17 protein-coding genes are annotated in these 16,460 nt (G+C 74.4%); 10 read left to right on the forward strand and 7 right to left on the reverse strand.

Annotation, left to right across the window (positions count from 1 at the left end; translation table 11 throughout):
• The first annotated feature begins 63 nt into the window (after positions 1-63).
• The gene (locus tag ACZ6PY_RS02390) at positions 64-300 is read left to right on the forward strand and encodes a hypothetical protein (protein WP_466068492.1); all 237 of its coding nucleotides are present in this window, start codon (positions 64-66) and stop codon (positions 298-300) included.
• Here ACZ6PY_RS02390 and ACZ6PY_RS02395 read toward each other — a convergent pair.
• Entirely contained in the window at positions 297-2,768 is a 2,472-nt protein-coding gene (locus tag ACZ6PY_RS02395) for a helicase-associated domain-containing protein (RefSeq protein WP_466068494.1), read from the reverse strand. The genes ACZ6PY_RS02390 and ACZ6PY_RS02395 overlap by 4 nt on opposite strands.
• Before the next feature lie 61 nt (positions 2,769-2,829).
• Between ACZ6PY_RS02395 and ACZ6PY_RS02400 the strand changes: the two genes are divergently transcribed.
• Positions 2,830-3,453, forward strand: a complete 624-nt coding sequence (locus tag ACZ6PY_RS02400; RefSeq protein ID WP_466068496.1) for an HAD family hydrolase — start codon at positions 2,830-2,832, stop codon at positions 3,451-3,453.
• Between the two features lie 28 nt (positions 3,454-3,481).
• A complete protein-coding gene (locus tag ACZ6PY_RS02405) occupies positions 3,482-3,868 on the forward strand; it encodes a cold-shock protein (RefSeq protein ID WP_088997128.1) in 387 nt (128 codons plus the stop codon).
• Here the strand turns inward: ACZ6PY_RS02405 and ACZ6PY_RS02410 are convergent.
• On the reverse strand, positions 3,829-4,659 hold the full coding sequence (locus tag ACZ6PY_RS02410) for a 1,4-dihydroxy-6-naphthoate synthase (RefSeq protein ID WP_091261034.1): 831 nt from the start codon (positions 4,657-4,659) through the stop codon (positions 3,829-3,831). The two genes, ACZ6PY_RS02405 and ACZ6PY_RS02410, sit on opposite strands and share 40 nt — an antisense overlap.
• Positions 4,660-5,300: 641 nt before the next feature.
• Between ACZ6PY_RS02410 and ACZ6PY_RS02415 the strand changes: the two genes are divergently transcribed.
• On the forward strand, positions 5,301-6,140 hold the full coding sequence (locus ACZ6PY_RS02415; protein WP_466068499.1) for a GNAT family N-acetyltransferase: 840 nt from the start codon (positions 5,301-5,303) through the stop codon (positions 6,138-6,140).
• On the opposite strand, the gene ACZ6PY_RS02420 is transcribed toward ACZ6PY_RS02415, so the two are convergent.
• Together ACZ6PY_RS02420 and ACZ6PY_RS02425 are read right to left on the reverse strand one after the other, a co-directional pair.
• Entirely contained in the window at positions 6,112-6,762 is a 651-nt protein-coding gene (locus tag ACZ6PY_RS02420) for a futalosine hydrolase (RefSeq protein ID WP_466068501.1), read from the reverse strand. The genes ACZ6PY_RS02415 and ACZ6PY_RS02420 overlap by 29 nt on opposite strands.
• Positions 6,759-8,357, reverse strand: a complete 1,599-nt coding sequence (locus tag ACZ6PY_RS02425; protein ID WP_466068503.1) for an MFS transporter — start codon at positions 8,355-8,357, stop codon at positions 6,759-6,761. Before ACZ6PY_RS02425 ends, ACZ6PY_RS02420 begins: the two co-directional genes overlap by 4 nt.
• Positions 8,358-8,444: 87 nt before the next feature.
• On the opposite strand from ACZ6PY_RS02425, the gene ACZ6PY_RS02430 reads away from it, so the two are divergent.
• Entirely contained in the window at positions 8,445-9,284 is an 840-nt protein-coding gene (locus tag ACZ6PY_RS02430; protein WP_466068505.1) for a DUF3027 domain-containing protein, read from the forward strand.
• Between the two features lie 3 nt (positions 9,285-9,287).
• Here the strand turns inward: ACZ6PY_RS02430 and ACZ6PY_RS02435 are convergent, their stop codons facing one another.
• A complete protein-coding gene (locus tag ACZ6PY_RS02435; protein ID WP_466068507.1) occupies positions 9,288-9,548 on the reverse strand; it encodes a DUF2530 domain-containing protein in 261 nt (86 codons plus the stop codon).
• An 89-nt stretch (positions 9,549-9,637) separates the two neighbouring features.
• On the opposite strand from ACZ6PY_RS02435, the gene ACZ6PY_RS02440 reads away from it, so the two are divergent.
• From ACZ6PY_RS02440 to thpR, 5 genes are all read left to right on the forward strand, one after another.
• Complete coding sequence (locus ACZ6PY_RS02440; RefSeq protein WP_466068509.1) at positions 9,638-11,119, forward strand: NCS2 family permease; 1,482 nt, start codon at positions 9,638-9,640, stop codon at positions 11,117-11,119.
• Positions 11,120-11,181: 62 nt separating this feature from the next.
• Positions 11,182-11,631: a MarR family transcriptional regulator gene (locus ACZ6PY_RS02445; RefSeq protein ID WP_262283240.1), complete on the forward strand. Its 450-nt coding sequence runs from the start codon at positions 11,182-11,184 to the stop codon at positions 11,629-11,631.
• Between the two features lie 76 nt (positions 11,632-11,707).
• Positions 11,708-12,994: an MFS transporter gene (locus ACZ6PY_RS02450; RefSeq protein WP_466068511.1), complete on the forward strand. Its 1,287-nt coding sequence runs from the start codon at positions 11,708-11,710 to the stop codon at positions 12,992-12,994.
• A 119-nt stretch (positions 12,995-13,113) separates the two neighbouring features.
• Positions 13,114-13,623, forward strand: a complete 510-nt coding sequence (locus tag ACZ6PY_RS02455) for a hypothetical protein (protein ID WP_466068513.1) — start codon at positions 13,114-13,116, stop codon at positions 13,621-13,623.
• Between the two features lie 3 nt (positions 13,624-13,626).
• Entirely contained in the window at positions 13,627-14,205 is a 579-nt protein-coding gene (gene thpR, locus ACZ6PY_RS02460; RefSeq protein WP_466068515.1) for an RNA 2',3'-cyclic phosphodiesterase, read from the forward strand.
• Positions 14,206-14,298: 93 nt separating this feature from the next.
• Here thpR and ACZ6PY_RS02465 read toward each other — a convergent pair whose 3' ends face one another.
• Both ACZ6PY_RS02465 and sepH read right to left on the reverse strand, forming a co-directional pair.
• A complete protein-coding gene (locus ACZ6PY_RS02465; protein ID WP_466068517.1) occupies positions 14,299-15,285 on the reverse strand; it encodes an aldo/keto reductase in 987 nt (328 codons plus the stop codon).
• A gap of 59 nt (positions 15,286-15,344) precedes the next feature.
• The gene (sepH, locus tag ACZ6PY_RS02470) at positions 15,345-16,433 is read right to left on the reverse strand and encodes a septation protein SepH (protein WP_466068519.1); all 1,089 of its coding nucleotides are present in this window, start codon (positions 16,431-16,433) and stop codon (positions 15,345-15,347) included.
• Positions 16,434-16,460: the final 27 nt, after the last annotated feature.

Genomic DNA, 16,460 nt, shown 5'->3' on the forward strand with positions numbered 1-16,460 from the left:
GGTGACCCCCTCCGGTGCCACGCTGGAGGTCAGGTCCACCACGGTGCGGGGGAGGGGCTGGAGATGACCGTCGACCACGACGTGCTTCCCGACGACGACCGGGCACACCAGCAGGAGGTCTCACCGGCGGCCCTGGTCGGCTACGCGGCCGCCGCCACCGGCATCTTCGGCTGGTTCCTGTTCGGGCTGCTGGTGCAGCGGCAGGGCTTCGTCGACTCCGTCGGCGAGTCGGCCGGCGCCGCGTTCGCCCTGCTGCTCGCCGTGTCGGTGGTCGGCACCCTGCGTCGCAACGGGGACTAGTCCTCGAGCACCGCCGCGGTGATCCGGTGCAGCGCGAAGGTGTGCAGCATCTCGGTGCGGTCGTCCTCGGCGCGCAGGTAGCCGGCCCCGATCGAGACCGGCCGGACCAGCCGGGACGCGGTCGCCCCGTGCGCGTCGACGTAGCCGACCCAGACCAGCGCCTTGTCCCGCACCGCCTGCTGGAGCACGGCGAGCGCGTCGCTGTGGGTGTGCGCCGGCCCCGGGCCGGTACGCGCCGTCGCGCCGCGGACCACCGCCGGGGCCCGCCGCGCCGCCCGGGCCGCCGCGTCGCCCCGGCGGATCTGCTCGACCACCCCGAGCAGCCGGGGCATCGGCAGCCGCGGCGCCGCCAGCGGGTCGAGGCTGCGGCTGGCCGCCGGCACCCGGGCCGGCGCCCGCCGGGTCTTCGGCCGGGCCAGCACGGCCGCGCCGCCGGCGTCCTCGGCCACCGGCGCGTAACCGGCGTCGCGCAGCGCGGTCAGCATCCGGTTCACCTGGTACGGGGTGACGAGCACCGTCGGGGCCAGCCGGCGCAACGCCAGCGACTCCAGCCGCTTGTCGGACAGCACCTCGGTGAGCAGCGCCTCGTCGTCGCTGCGCACGTAGCCGCCCGCCGACCCGAGCCGCAGCCCGCCGTGCTTGCGCGCCACGTCGTCCACCAGGTAGCTCATGCCCTGCGGCACCGGGGTACGCGACCGGCGGCGGAACAGCGCGTGCAGGTCGTCGGCCGAGTAGCCGGCGTCCAGGGCCCGCCGCACGCTGGCCGTGGTGACCCGGTAGACGCTCGCCCCGCCGGCCGACTCGTGCTCCGCCACCACGTCCAGCTCGGCGGCGAGCGCCGGGTCGGGCGGGCCGGGCACCACGACGGTCAGGTCGGCCTGCACGAGGAAGTGGTCGACCGGGGCGGGGAGCAGCGCGTCCAGCGCCCGGACGGCGGTGGACGGCTCGCCCGACTCGCTCTCCGAGTACAGCCCGAGCGGGTCGTCGGCCCGCTCGTCGGCGTCGTTCAGCTCGGCCAGCAGCAGCCGCCCGTACGAGGTCAGCGCCCCCAGCCCGGTCACCCCGAGCTGGGCCGCCTCGGCCAGCACCTCGCGGTGCGCCCCCTCCCGGCCCCGGGCGCGGCGCGGCGCCCGCCAGTCCAGCAGCTCCAGCACCTCGTCGGGGGTCGGGGCGGTCGCCGGGGGCAGGTCGGCCAGCACGGCGAGCACCGAACGCCGGGCGGCCGGCGCGCCGGCCCGTTCCGCCTCGGCGGAGAGCACCGCGATCGGCCGGTCCCGGTCGTCGCGCTGGCCGACCAGGCCCACCTGGCGGGTCAGGGTCAGCCAGGCCCGGGCCAGCTGCTCCCACCGCTGGGCCAGCGAGGCGGCCCGCCACACCTCGTACCCGCCGGTGGGCAGGATCTGCTGGTCGCCCCCGTACCGGCTGGTGGCCGACCCGGTCAGGTCCAGCTCGCCGACCAGCCCGGCCGCGTACGCCACCTCGAAGATCAGCGCAGTGGTCGGGTCGTCCAGCCCGAGGCCGCGGGCCAGCCGGCGCAGGTCGCGGACGCCCACGCCACCGGAGCGCAGCACCGGGGCCGGCTCGGCGGCCAGGGCCTCCAGGAGCCCCTCGGTGTGCCGGACCACCTCCATGGTCTGCCCGGCGCCGGCCGAGTCGACGGACTTGGCCTCCCGCGGCGGGCTCGACACCTCGGGCGGGCTGGTGCGCAGCGGGCCGAGCGGGCCGGTGTCCCGGCGCAGCAGCAGCCCCACCTCGCGGGGCAGCTCCACGGTGCCGCCGCCCTTGACGGCCGACATGCGGACGAGCAGCCGGTGCTCCACCAGCCAGCGGATCGGGGAGCCGGTGGCCGCCCCGCCGTTCACCAGGTCCGGGGGAAGGATGTCCTCCTCGCCGGTGGCGGGGGCCTCCAGCGCGCCCGCCGGCACGGTGCCGACCGGCGGGCCGGCGGCGAGCCGGTCCAGGATCGCCCGGGCCGAGGGCGGCGCGGCCAGCAGCGTCCGCCGCAGCTTCGCCGGGTCCGTGCATACGGCCGCCGCCCGCGGGTCCAGCTCCGCGGCCGGCCGGCCCAGGCCCGCCAGGTACGGGGACACCTCGTCGACGCCGCCCACCACGTGCAGGTCGTGCTCCGGCCCGTACAGCAGGAAGAGCGCGCGGAGCCGGTCCACCGCGCCGCGGACCGCGGTCGGGGCGGGCGGGTGCGGGCCGGAGGTGGCCAGGGCCAGGATGGCCTCGGTGGCGGTGCCGCCGCCCTCCGGGTCCCGGGTGAGCCGGGCGGCGTCCAGGATCTGGAGGGTGAACTGGTCCAGCCCGTCGAGCGCCCGCGCCACGGAGACCCGTGACTGGGCGCGGATGGCGAGGGCGGAGACGTCTGCCGGCACGGGCACGACGAGGTCCGGCCGCAGCTGGAGGAGGGCGGCCAGGGACTCGTCGGGAAGGGTCCGCAGGTGGTCGGCGAATGAGGTGGTCATCGTCGTTCCACGCTAGCCCGGCCGGGGGCTGTCGCGCCCCTCGGACGGGTACGTTCTCGACATGCCCCCGCTCATGGTCGGATTCGACCTCGACATGACCCTGGTCGACTCGCGTCCCGGCATCGCGGCCGCCTACCGGGCGCTGACCGCGCAGACCGGCGTGCCCGTCGACGCCGATCTGGCGGTTTCCCGCCTCGGGCCGCCGCTGCGCACCGAGATCGCGCACTGGTTCCCGCCCGAGCAGGTCGACGAGGCGGTGCTCGCGTACCGGGAGCTCTACCCGGCGTACGCGATCACCCCGACCCTGCCGATGCCCGGTGCGGAGGCCGCGATCGAGGCGGTGCACGGGCGCGGCGGCCGGGTCATGGTGGTGACCTCCAAGATCGGCCGGCTGGCGAAGCTGCACCTCGACCACCTGGGCCTGGCCGTCGACGAGCTGGCCGGCGACCTGTTCGCCGAGCAGAAGGCGACCGCGCTACGGGAGCACGGCGCCACCCTCTACGTCGGCGATCACGTGGCCGACATGGCCGCCGCAGAAGCGGCGGGAATCCCAGGCGTGGGAGTGGCGACCGGCCCGTGCACGAGGGAGGAGCTGAGCGCGGCCGGGGCCCACGTGGTGCTGGATGATCTCGCCGGATTCCCGGCGGCGCTCGACCGGATCATCCGGCTAGCCTTGGAGGGGTAGAGGTTCCGAGCGAAGCAGGGGTTTTCAGGTGCCGACGGGTCGAGTGAAGTGGTATGACGCGGCCAAGGGATACGGGTTCGTCACCAGTGACGAGGGTGGCGACGTGTTCCTGCCGAAGGGCGCGCTACCGGCGGGTGTCACCGACCTGAAGGGCGGCCAGCGGGTCGATTTCAGCGTGGTGGACAGCCGGCGGGGCGCTCAGGCGATGGGGGTCAAGCTGCTGGAGGCGCCGCCGTCGGTGGCGGAGCTGCGCCGGCGGCCGGCCGAGGAGCTGCACGGCCTGGTCGAAGACATGATCAAGGTGCTGGAGGCGAAGGTCCAGCCGGACCTGCGCCGGGGCCGCTTCCCGGACCGGAAGACCGCGCAGAAGATCGCTCAGCTGGTCCACGCGGTGGCGCGCGAGCTGGAGGTCTGAGGGACGAGCCCGGCGTCGGCGGCCCGGCCCAGCAGTGCCTCCACGGCGGCGAAGCCGGCCTCTCCGAGGTCGGCGGTGAACTCGTTGACGTAGAGGCCGATGTGCCGGTCCACCACGTCGGGCTCCATCTCCTGCGCGTGCGCCAGCACGTACTCCCGGCTGGCCTCCGGGTCGGCCCACGCCTGCCGGACCGACTCGCGGATCCAGGCGGCCGCCTCGACCGGGTCGACCGCGCCCTTGCGGGCCAGGATCGCGCCGAGCGGGATCGGCAGGCCCGTGTCGCCCTCCCACCACTCGCCCAGGTCGACCAGGGCGGTCAGCCCGTGCCGCGGGTAGGTGAAGCGCGCCTCGTGGATCACGAGCCCGGCGTCGTACCGCCCGGCCGCCACCCCCGGCATGATCTCGTGGAACGGCACCACCTCGATCCGCGCCGGCGCCTGATCCGCCGCCCAGAGCCGGAACAGCAGGTACGCCGTGGTCCGCTCGCCCGGCACCGCCACCGTCGCGCCGGACAGGTCGGTCCGGTCGCCCCGGGTGAGCACCAGCGGGCCGCAGCCCCGGCCCAGCGCGCCCCCGCAGGGCAGCAGGTGGTAGTCGTCGAGCAGCCAGGGCAGCGCCGCGTAGCTCACCTTCACCAGGTCGAACGCCCCGCGCTCGGCCGCGGTGTTGGTGACGTCGACGTCGGCGTAGGTCACCTCGACCGCCGGTGCGCCGGGGACCCGGCCGTGCACGAGGGCGTCGAAGACGAATGTGTCGTTGGGGCAGGGCGAGATCGCGAGGGAGAGCGCCACACCCCCACCGTAACCCCGCCCGTTCCGGTGCCCACCACCCCGGCCCGTCGCTGTGACGGGCGACCTGTCGCGCGCGCCAGTGAGCCCCCGGCGCCCCCTGTCCAGCCGCTACGAACTTGATGACGTAGACGGATCGCGACGGCCGGTTGACGACGCGCGCCGGACGCCGCATGCCGTGCGCCGGTGCAGGGTGCGGGGGTGCTGGCGGCGTGCTGGGCGTTCGGGGTGGAGCTCGCCGGTGCGCCTCGGCGACTGTTGTTCAGTGGCTAGGAACTTGATGACGTGGGCGGATCGCGGCAATCCGTTGACAACCTGCGCCGGGTGCGGGGCAATTCGCGTTGAGGTCCGGCTCACCGGTGTCGCCGCTCGACCGTCACGCGGCGGCCTATGGCGCCGGGACCGATCCATGGCCTCCGTAGCAGCCAAGCATGAGGACCTGACTCGCCCACATCATCACGTTCGTAGGCCTCCGCGGGGACCAGCGGGATCGCCTCGGTCCGAGGTCCTGACTCCACCACGCCATCAAGTTTGTAGTCGCTCGCGACCTCATCCGTCCCCAGGCGTCGGGGTTTTCCACATGGTTGTCCACAGGTGGAAAGCGCGGGTTGAGAGCGGCGCGGCACCGCACGAACATGGCTCGGGTGAGCGATGGAGAGTCCGGGACCGACCTGGCCGCGACCCTGCGGTCGCTGCGCCGCGCGGCTGATCTGAGCCAGCGGGAGCTGGCCGGGAAGTCCGGGGTGCCGCAGGCCACGATCGCCCGCATCGAGTCGGGGCGGTCGGCGGATCCCAGCTTCCGCACCGTCGAACGCCTCGTCGGCGCCGTGGCCGGCCGGATCGTGCTCCACGGGCCGGTGCTCGGTGAGCTGGCGCCGGTGCCGCACGAAGGGTTGCGGGACGCGGCGGGCCGGCACTGCCCGGCGCACCTGGACGCCCGCGAGGTGCGGGAGCCGAAGGACTGGCCCGGGGCCTGGTGGGCGCACTGGTTCGCGGTGCCACCCCACCGCTCGCCGCCGTTGCCCGCCGTGACGTTCCGGCTCGATCGCACCGTGCGGGACCGGGAGCGGCTGCGCGAGGCGGTGCGCCGCGACCATCGGGTGCGCCGCTACCTCGATCCGGCGCTGCCGTCGACCTCCTGGCGGTTCGTCGCCGAGTTGCCTGACGGTGATCTCGTCGGTGAGCTGCGCGCGCACGAACGCAGCAGCGACCTCCTCATCGGGCATCCCGAGCCGGGCCGGCGGCAGATGGTGCTGGACGGGGTGCTCGTCGCGCCGGCGTACCGGTTGCTGGGCATCGGACGGCGGCTGGTCGCCGCGCTCCTGGCCGAGATGGACGGGGCCGGCGTGCGGTCGGCGCATGCGATCGCGGAGAGCGGTGGCGCCGGTTTCCTCCTCGCGTGCGGCTTCGAGCTGGAGGCGAGGCGACCGGCGGCGTTGCGGTTCGACCGGCCGGTCAGCGGAGGGCGGCTGCCGCCGCGGTGAGCGCGGTGAAGGCCTCGCGCATGCGCCACGAGCCGCGGTCGCGGGGGCCGATCGGGTTGGACACCGTGCGCAGCTCGGCGAAGGGGAGGCCGGCCTGGGTGGCGGCGACGGCGACGCCGTACCCCTCCATGGCCTCGGCCACGGCGTCGGGGTGCCGGTCCGCGAGGGCCGCCGTGCTGGCAGCGGTTCCGGTCACCGTGCTGACCGTGAGCACGGCGCCGACGGTGGCCGCCGGGAGGGCGGTGCGCAGGGCGGCCAGCAGGCCCACGTCGGCGGGTACGGCGCTGCCGCCGCCGAGCAGCTCCGGGGGCATGCCCAGCTCCTCCAGCGGGATGAAGCCGGTGGGGGACTCGGCGCCCAGGTCCGCTGCCACGCTGCGGTTCGCCAGGACCGTGCCGCCGACCGGGGCCCGGCCGACGAAGCCGCCGGCGATGCCCGCGCTGACCACCGCCCGGTACGGGTTCCCGGCCGCCTCGGCGAGCGCCAGCAGCCGTGCGGTGGCGGCGCCGGCCACGGCGGGGCCGACCCCGACCGGCGCGACGGTGACCGTGGGATCGGTGAGACCGGCCCGGACCGCGTCGGCCTCGGCGGGGACCGCCGTCACCACCAGCAACCCGGTCACGCCACCGGTCCCCGGGGTTCCCGCCGGTTCTCCTCCTCGCTGCCGCCCGGCCCGCCCACGGAGGACGAGGGGCGGTAGATGTGGAACCCGGGCGGTGACAGCTCGTCGTCGTCGGTGGGGAGCGGCGGGTCGGCCCGGGGTGGTGCCGGCGAGGTGGGGGCGGGGTCGTCGAACTCCGTGCCCGCCTCGGTGGCCAGTTCGTCGTCGCCGAGCGGGCGGCCGACCAGGTGCTCCCCGCGCAGCCGGGTGGCGACGAGCACCCCGCGGGCGGCCACCAGGGCGGCTACGCAGGCGGCGATCGCCACGCCGACCGGGCCGGTGAACGGGACCAGGCCGAGCCCGCCGCCGGCCACGAAGGCCAGCATCAGCGCGGTCTCCGAGTGGGCGAACGAGCTGGCCCGGAGCCGCTCCGGGATGCGCTCCTGGATCGAGGCGTCCACCGCGAGCTTGGCGATCCCGCTCATCAGCGAGGTGACCACGCAGAGCAGCGCCACCATGGGCAGCGAGAACTTCAAGGCGGCGAGCACCGCCACCCCGGCCACGACGATCGTGCCGCTGGACTGGATCGCCGCCGGCCGGTGGATGCGCAGCCGGGTGCCGATGGCGGTGGCCAGGAAGGTGCCCACCGCGAGCGCCCCGCCCGCCAGGCCCAGCGCGCCCTGGGCGCCCAGGTCCCGCCCGAAGAAGTCGGTGGTCAGGTCGCCGGCCTTGATCGCGAAGGCCAGGAAGAGCAGCAGGAAGCCGTAGAGCCCGCGCAGCGCCGCCGCGCCGATCAGGGTGGCGATCACCAGCCGGCCGGCGGGCCGGCCCCGGCCCAGCGGGCGTTCCCCGTCCCGGCGGCGCAGCGCGCGCAGCGGCCTGGGCACCCGCTCCGGCGGCTCCGAGTCGGCCCGCGGCGGCAGGCGCAGCGAGATGATCATGCCGATCAGGAAGATGAGCGAGGCGACCCGGAGCGGCCACTGCGGTCCGAACCAGAACGCGGCCAGCCCGATCGGGGCGACCAGCGCGCCGGCCACCGTGCCGTAGACGCTGGCCCGGGCCCCCACCTGCGACAGCCCGAGCCCCTCGGGCAGCAGCCGGGGCACCGCGGCCGAGCGGGCCACCCCGTACGCGCGGGAGAGGGCGAGGACACCGAACGCGGCGGGATAGAGCCCGAAGCCGCCGATGTAGTCGGAGATCAGCCAGGCCAGGAAGGCCCGGCCCAGCATGGTGGCGGCCAGCGCGTAGCGGCGGCCGTGCCGGAAGTGGTCCAGCAGCGGGCCCACCACGGGGGCGAGCATGGCGAACGGGACCATGGTCACCAGCAGGTAGAGCGCCACCTTGTTGCGCGCCTCGCCGAGCGGGACGTCGAAGAAGATCGTGCCGGCCAGGCCGATGGCGATCAGCGTGTCCCCGGCGCAGGAGAGGGCGTGCAGGTCGAAGAGGCGGACCATGCCGACCTCGTTGCCGGCGCTGCGGGCCCGGGCCGTACCGGCCCGGCGGGTCATCCACCGCCCGCCGTGCAGCGAGCCCCGGAGCAGGAGGCGGGTGGCGCGGATGCCGGTGCCGACGGTCCGCCCGAGGACGGACCGGCCGGAGCGGGAGGACAGCGGCATGTGTCCCATCCTCGCCCATCTGATCCACGCGCGCCGCATCACCCGGAGAGAACGACTCCGGGGAGTGCCTGTCACCCGACGGCAGGCATGGGGAACAATGGTCCGGTGACCAGGCCCGCCTCCGCCCGCGCTCCCCGGCTCGACCAGGTGTGCGCCGCCGCCGTCGATGTGGCCCGCGCCGCCATCACGGAGGTGGACCCCGCCGACGTCGGCGATCACCTCCAGGCCGTCGCCGAGGGCGACCGGCTCGTCACCCACTACTTCGAGTGCCGGCTGGCCGGCTACCGGGGCTGGCGCTGGGCCGTCACGGTGACCCGGGTGCCGCGCAGCCGCACGGTCACCATCTGCGAGACGGTGCTGCTGCCGGGCGCCGACGCGTTGCTCGCGCCGGGCTGGCTGCCCTGGCAGGAGCGGCTCAAGCCGGGCGACCTCGGCCCCGGTGACCTGCTGCCCACCCCGGCGGACGACGAGCGGCTCGCTCCCGGCTACCTGCTCTCCGACGACCCGGCCGTGGAGGAGACCGCCTGGGAGCTGGGCCTCGGCCGGGCCCGGGTGCTGTCCCGCGAGGGCCGCACCGACGCGGCCCAGCGCTGGTACGACGGCGACCACGGCCCCAACGCCGCGATCTCGGTGGCCGCGCCGGCCGCCGCCCGCTGTGGCACCTGCGGCTTCTACCTGCCGCTCGCCGGGGCGCTGCGGCAGTCCTTCGGCGCCTGTGGCAACTTCTACGCCCCCGACGACGGCCGGGTGGTCAGCGCCGACCACGGCTGCGGCGCCCACTCGGAGACGCTGATCGAGGCGGCGGAGAGCCCGGTGGACGAGCTGCCCACGGTTTACGACGACAGCGCGGTCGAGGCGATGTCGGTGAGCCGGGCCCCGGGTTCGGTGGAGGCGGCCGAGCCGGCGGAGCCGTACGGCCACCCCTGACGGTCAGCCCTGACGGGCGGTGGCTTCCCGGCGGCGGCGCCGGTTGGCGTCGTGCCGCAGCATCACGGCCAGCCCGGGGAAGCCCCACAGGAATCCGGCCAGGCAGGTCCAGAGCCAGTTCTCGTGACCGTGCGCGGTGAGCCAGTCGCGGAAGAAGAGCAGCAGCACCAGCCCGACCACCGCCCAGGCGGCCAGCCCGGCGAGGGCGAACGGCACCATCGGCGGGTCGAGCGGCTCGGGCCGCGGCGGTTGCTCCTGGGGCACCCGCCCAGGGTACGCGATCGTCCTTCCCTGCCCGCGAGTGATCTGGGACGATGCGCGCGACAACCGGCCGATCGATATGTGAGGACCCGATGGCCATCGCGCCGCCGCCGGACCACGGCACCCCACCCGATCCCGCGCACCCGCGCAACGCCTTCGACCGCTTCTTCGAGATCTCCGCCCGCCGGTCGACGCCGGGGCGGGAGGTCCGGGGCGGGCTGGCCACGTTCTTCACGATGGCGTACATCGTGGTGTTGAACCCGCTGATCCTGGGCGGCGCGGTCGACGGGGACGGGCGCAAGCTCGCCATCCCGGCGCTGGCGGCGGCCACGGCGCTGGTCGCCGGCGTGATGACGATCCTGATGGGCGTCGTGGCCCGGTTCCCGATCGCGCTGGCCGCCGGGCTGGGCGTGAACGCGCTTGTCGCCTTCGAGATCGCGCCGCAGATGACCTGGGCGGACGCCATGGGCCTCGTGGTGATCGAGGGTGTGCTGATCGGCATCCTCGTGCTCACCGGGCTGCGTACGGCGGTGTTCCGTTCGGTGCCGACCCAGCTCAAGACGGCGATCGGCGTCGGCATCGGCCTCTTCCTCACGATCATCGGCCTGGTCGACGCCGGGTTCGTCCGGCGGGTGCCGGACGCGGCGAACACCACGGTCCCGGTCGGGCTGGGCATCAGCGGCCGGATCGTCAGCTGGCCCCTGCTGGTGTTCGTGGTGGGTCTGCTGCTCACCCTGGTGCTGGTGGTACGCCGGGTGCGCGGCGCCATCCTGATCGGCATCCTGGCCTCCACCGTGCTGGCGATCGTGGTGGAGGCGATCGGCAACATCGGGCCGTCGTTCGTCGACGGGAAGCCGAACCCGAAGGGCTGGGCGTTGAACGTGCCCGAGCTGCCGGCGAAGGTGGTGGACGTCCCGGATCTCTCGCTGCTCGGCAACTTCAACGTGCTGGACTCATGGACCCGGGTCGGCTGGCTGGTCCCGCTGATGTTCGTCTTCACCCTGCTGATCACGGACTTCTTCGACACCATGGGCACGATGGTCGCCATCGGCCAGGAGGGCGACATGCTGGACGAGCGGGGCACCCCGCCCCGGGCCCGGGAGATCCTGCTGGTCGACTCTATCGCCGCCGCGGCGGGTGGCGCGGCCTCGGTGTCGAGCAACACGTCGTACATCGAGAGTGCCGCCGGTGTCGCGGAGGGCGCCCGGACCGGGGTGGCCAACCTGGTCACCGGCAGCCTGTTCCTGCTGGCCATGTTCCTGGCGCCGCTGGCGGTGGTGGTGCCCTTCGAGGCCGCGTCGACGGCGCTCGTGGTGGTCGGCTTCCTGATGATGACGGCGGTCCGCACGATCGACTGGACCGACTACGAGATCGCCATCCCGGCGTTCCTCACGATCGTGCTGATGCCCTTCACCTACTCGATCTCGAACGGCATCGGCGCCGGGGTGATCACCTTCGTGCTGCTGAAGCTGGCGAAGGGGCGGTTCCGGGAGGTCCACCCCCTGCTGTACGGGGTGGCCGCGCTGTTCGTCCTCTACTTCCTGCGCGGGCCGATCGAGTCCGTGGTCCTCTGACCCCTGGTGAGCCTGGTCATATCGCATGTCGTTAGCCAGGCTCATTAGTTAAGCTAACTAACGTGACGGAGCGGACGGTGACGGCGAAACGCGTGCCACCGGCGCAGCTGGCCCCTCAGCTGCGTGATGCGATCACCCGACTCAACCGGCGGGTCCGACAGGCCCGACCGGTCGGCGACCTCACGGTCACCCAGCTCTCGGCGCTCACCAGCCTCAACCTGGCGGGCGCCCTGACACCCCGGGAGCTGGCCGATGTCGAGCGGGTGCAGCCGCCCACGATGACCAAGATCGTCGCGAAGCTGGAGGACCGAGGCCTCGTGCAGCGGACCCCCCACCCGACCGACGGGCGGCAGGTCATCCTGGCGGCAACCGAAGGAGGACGGGCCGTGCTCGAGCAGTTCGAGCGGGCCCGCAACGAGTGGCTGGCCAGCCGGCTGGCCGCCCTGACCGAGGAGGAACGCGACACGCTGCGGCGCGCCGCCGACATCCTCCAGGGCATCGCTCGCGCCTGAGCGGGTACCCGCGTCCTGCGGTCCGCTTCGTCCGTTGTGGATGAGGCGTACATGATCGCGAGGAGGCGCACCAAGAGTGCAGGCCAAGTTGAGCACGATGTTCCAGTCCCTGCGGGTCCGCAACTACCGACTCTTCGCCACCGGACAGCTGATCAAGTTGATCGGCGTCTGGATGATGTACATCGCCCAGGACTGGCTCGTCCTCGACCTCAGCGGCAACTCGGCGACCGCGCTCGGCGTGGTCACCGCGCTCCAGTTCACCCCCGTCCTGCTGCTGACGCTGATCTCCGGTCGCCTCGCCGACCGCTACGACAAGCGGATGCTGCTCTTCATCGCCAACATCTTCTGGACCGTGCTGGCGCTGGCGATGAGCCTCCTGGTGGTCACCGGGCTGGTGCAGCTCTGGCACGTCTTCGCGTTCGCCGCCCTGCTCGGGGTGTTCAACGCGGTGGAGACCCCGGTGCGGCAGGCGTTCGTCTCCGAGCTGGTCGGCATGCCGCTGCTCCCGAACGCGCTCTCGCTCAACGCGGCCACCTTCAACTCGGCCCGGATCCTCGGCCCGGCCGTCGCCGGCCTGGCCATCGCCGCCTTCGACGTCGGCCCGGTCTTCCTGATCACCGCGTTCAGCTCGATCGCCCCGCTGATCAACGTGGTCCGGATGCGCACCGACGAGCTGTACCGCAACGACCTGCCGCCGGCCGGGCAGCGCGATCAGGCCAAGGTGGTCGACGGCCTGCGGTACGTCGCGCGGCGCCCCGACATCCTGCTGCCGATGGCGCTCATGTCGGTGGTCGGGATGACCCTGTTCAACTTCCAGCTCACCCTCGCCGCGCTGGCCAAGACCGTGTTCCACACCGGCGCCGCCTCGTTCGGGCTGTTCACCACCGCGCTGGCGGTCGGCGCGCTGACCGGCGCCCTGGCCGGCACCGGGCGGCGCAGCCGGCCCACCGTGTGGCTGGTGCTCGGCGCGGCGGTCGGCTGCGCCAGCTTCGGCACGCTGGTCGGGCTCGCCGGGTCGTACTGGCTGGTGGTGGCGCTGCTGCTGCCCACCGGGTTCTTCATGGTCTTCTTCGCCCAGGCCGCCAACCAGCGGGTCCAGCTCGGCGTCGACGCCGCCTTCCGGGGCCGGGTGATGGCGCTGTGGGTGCTCGTCTTCCTGGGCACCAACCCCGTCGGCGCGCCGATCATCGGCTGGGTGGCCGAGACCTTCGGGGCCGGCGCGAGCATCTGGACCGGTGGCCTGATCTCCCTGGCCGCCGCGCTGCTGGCGCTCACCTGGCAGCTGCGCCGCTCCGGCGCCCGGCTGCGGATGCGGGTGCTGCCCATGCCGCGCTTCTACGTGGTGTCGCCCGGGGCGGAGTGACCCGTCGACCGCCCGAAGGACCGGTTCCCGACCGAGGGGACCGGTCCTTCCTCATTCATTCGCGTCCGGATGTCGCCAAACGGGTGGCGGGCGGCGACGACGCGGCTTAGCGTCGATATGTGGGAGTGGGACGGGGTCTGCTGCTGGTGCTGGCGATCCTTGCCGTCTGCTCCCTACCGGCCCTCTTCGCGCTGGTCTTCTGCGCCGACGAGATCATCGACCGGGTGGCCTGCGGATGGGCCGAGTGGCGCGAGCAGCGGCGGGAGCGCCGCACCATCGCCCGGCTGGACCGGGCCATCGAGGCCGAGTCGCTCACCCGGGACATCGACCTGACCGAGTTCGACCGGGAGGGCCGCCGCCCGCTGGAACAGCTCGCCGTCGACCTGCGCCGCCTCGGCGGCCACCGGCTCGCCGCCGCCGACCGCTCGGTGGTCTGGCACGGCGCGGTCATCGACGCGTACGACGAGCGGCTGCGAGCCGCCTGCGGCGCGCTGGGCATCGCCGAGCACCTGGCCGAGCTGGAGGGCGTCGACCGGGAGATCGAACGGGTCCGCGTCGAGGGCCTCCTGCACGCCGCCGGGCTCACCCTGCCCGCCGCCCGACCCGGCCACCACCAGCGGCACCGCTGACCGGTGCGGCTCTTCGTCGCGGTCTACCCGCCGAAGCCGGCGGTCGACGACCTGAGCGCCCAGGTGGCCCGGCTGCGCACCGGCGCCGCCGCGGCCGCCGGCACCAACGTCCGGCTGGCCGATCCCACCAACGCGCACCTCACCCTGGCCTTCCTCGGCGACACTCCCGACGACCGGCTGGTCGACGTGGAGAGCGCGCTCGGCCTCGCCGCGCAGACGTTCCGCGACTCCCGGGGCAGCTCCCCGAGGCTGCGGCTCGGTGGCGGGGGCAGCTTCGGGCGCGGCCGGTTCACGGTGCTCTGGGTGGACGTACGCGGCGAGGTCGACGGGCTGACCGTGCTCGCCCGGCTCATCCGGTCGGGGCTGCGCCGGGCCCGGCTGCCGCACGACGAGAAGCCGTTCCGGGCCCACCTCACCATCGCCCGCCCCGGCGACCGGATCGACCGCGCGGACGTGCTCGCCGACCGGGAGACCCTGCACGACTACCTCGGCCCGGAGTGGAGCGCCGACGAGCTGGTCCTGGTGCGCAGCCATCCGGGCCCGCGCCCCACCTACGACCGCCTCGCGGCCTGGCCCGTCTGACCCGCGAGGGCACCCGGCTCCGCCGGGGCAGGCGCGGGGCCCGCCCCGGCGAGGAGCCGGCGGGCAGGCGCCCGGCCTACCCCGGTGCGGGCGCTACCAGGCCCAGGCCTCGGGGCCCGGGCCGCCGTTGCCGACCGGCGGGAAGAGCTCGTCGAGCTTCTCCAGCGTGGCCTCGTCGAGCCGTACGGCCAGCGCGCCCAGGTTGCGGTCGAGCTGGTCCATGGTGCGCGGGCCGACGATCGGGGCGGTCACGCCCGGCCGGGAGAGCAGCCAGGCCAGCGCCACGTCCGCCGGGTCGTGGCCGAGGTCCGCGCAGAGCTTCTCGTACGCCTCGATGGTGGACCGGTGCTCGGCGAGCGCGTCGGCCGACCGGCCGCTGGCGCCGCGCGCCGCGCCGCCCTCGGCCATCTTGCGGATGACCCCGGCGAGCAGCCCGCCGTGCAGCGGCGACCAGGGAATGATGCCCAGCCCGTAGTGCTGCGCGGCCGGGACCACCTCCAACTCGACGTGCCGGGTCATGAGGTTGTAGATGCACTGCTCGGAGACGAGGCCGAGGAAGTTGCGGCGGCCGGCCGCGGCCTGCGCCTGCGCGATGTGCCAGCCGGCGAAGTTGGACGAGCCGACGTAGAGGACCTTGCCCTGGGCGACCAGGGTCTCCATGGCCTGCCAGATCTCCTCCCACGGGGTGGTCCGGGAGATGTGGTGCATCTGGTAGAGGTCGATGGTGTCGGTCTGCAGCCGGCGCAGCGAATCCTCGCAGGCCCGGATGATGTGCCGGGCGCTCAGGCCCTGCTCGTTGGGCCACTCGCCCATCTTGCCGTAGACCTTGGTGGCCAGGACGACCTTGTCCCGGCGCCCGCCGCCCTGGGCGAACCAGCGGCCGATGATCTGCTCGGTGACGCCCTCGCCGGTCTTCCAGCCGTAGACGTTGGCGGTGTCGAAGAAGTTGATCCCGTGTTCGAGCGCCCGGTCCATGATGGCGAAGCTGTCCGGCTCGTCGGTCTGCGGCCCGAAGTTCATGGTGCCGAGGCAGAGCCGGCTCACCGACAGACCGGTGCGTCCCAGGTTCGTGTACTCCATGGGTCCACCCTGGCACGCGGGCACTTAGAGTGCCTCACCTTGCCAGGGTGGACCGTCGGTCAGGAGGACTCGCGGGCCGCCGGGCCGGTGCCGAAGAGGACGTCGTCCCAACTCGGCAGGCGCTTGCGCGGCTTGCCACCGGCCTCGGTGGACTCGCCGCCGGTGCCGCCGGTCGCCGCCGCGGGACCGGTGCGGCGGGGCCGCAGCACGGCCAGCGACGGCACGGCGGGGATCTCCTTCGGCGCGTCCGAGTCGTCGTCGAACGCGGAGCCCTGGCCGCCGCCGAGCAGCGCGGCCGCGCCCCCGGTGACCGCCCGCTGGCGGGGAGCGTCGGACCCGGCCAGCGCGGCCGGGGAACGGGTGTCCAGACCGCGACCGGACGTGCCGCCGAGCGGCCGGTCCAGCGAGGCGAGCAGCGCGTCCCGGCCGGCGCGGATCGGGTCCCGCCCCGGACGGGCGTGCTCGGAGGGCGACGGCAGGCCGTGCCCGCCGCGGCTCGGCTCGCCGCGCGACGGGCCGGGCAGCGCGTGGCCGCCCCGCTCGGGCGCCGGCTCCTGGCCGAGGATCGGCGTGGGACGCTCGGCGCACAGGTACTGCGCCATGTCGTCGTGCGGTGCGACGTTCTGCCGGGTCTTGTCGAGATCCCAGACCGCCTGGGCGGTGGCCTTGCCGGACGGCCAGGTGGCGATGATCCGCCAGGTGCCGTCGTCGCGGCGGTAGGCGTCCCAGGAGATCTTCTCGGTGTCGATCCCGTGCTGGGCCAGCCGGCCGTTGACCACCTCGGCCAGCGGGGTCGGCTTCTCGGCGCCCTTGAGCCGGGTGCGCCGGGCGTGCTGGGCGAGCATGGCCCGCTCCTGGAGCACCGGGCCCGCGTAGCGCAGGACGCGGTCGACCGGGACGCCGGCAATCCGGGCGACGTCCTCGGCGGACTCGCCGGAGCGGATCCGGGCCTGGATGTCCCGCGGGGAGAGCGACGGGGTCGGGTCGGCGGCGCTCGGCACGACCGCGAGCGGGGCCGCGCCCGGCTCGGCGTGCAGCGCCGAGGCGATGCGCTCGTCGATGGGCAGGGCGAGCAGGCGCCCGACCTCGTCGGCGAGCACCAGTGCCTGGCCGTCCTCCGAGAGGGCGACGAAGCGTACTGGGCGCATGGGCTTGCCTCCGTCCCGCTTCGCTGG

It is taken from the genome of Micromonospora sp. NPDC048907 (genome assembly GCF_055586885.1).

Coding starts and splice junctions, on each gene's coding strand:
- ACZ6PY_RS02390 (WP_466068492.1), top strand. CDS start 64: ATGACCGTCGACCACGACGTGCTTCCCGACGACGACCGGGCACACCAG.
- ACZ6PY_RS02395 (WP_466068494.1), bottom strand. CDS start 2,768: ATGACCACCTCATTCGCCGACCACCTGCGGACCCTTCCCGACGAGTCC.
- ACZ6PY_RS02400 (WP_466068496.1), top strand. CDS start 2,830: ATGCCCCCGCTCATGGTCGGATTCGACCTCGACATGACCCTGGTCGAC.
- ACZ6PY_RS02425 (WP_466068503.1), bottom strand. CDS start 8,357: ATGCCGCTGTCCTCCCGCTCCGGCCGGTCCGTCCTCGGGCGGACCGTC.
- ACZ6PY_RS02430 (WP_466068505.1), top strand. CDS start 8,445: ATGGGGAACAATGGTCCGGTGACCAGGCCCGCCTCCGCCCGCGCTCCC.
- ACZ6PY_RS02440 (WP_466068509.1), top strand. CDS start 9,638: ATGGCCATCGCGCCGCCGCCGGACCACGGCACCCCACCCGATCCCGCG.
- ACZ6PY_RS02465 (WP_466068517.1), bottom strand. CDS start 15,285: ATGGAGTACACGAACCTGGGACGCACCGGTCTGTCGGTGAGCCGGCTC.
- sepH (WP_466068519.1), bottom strand. CDS start 16,433: ATGCGCCCAGTACGCTTCGTCGCCCTCTCGGAGGACGGCCAGGCACTG.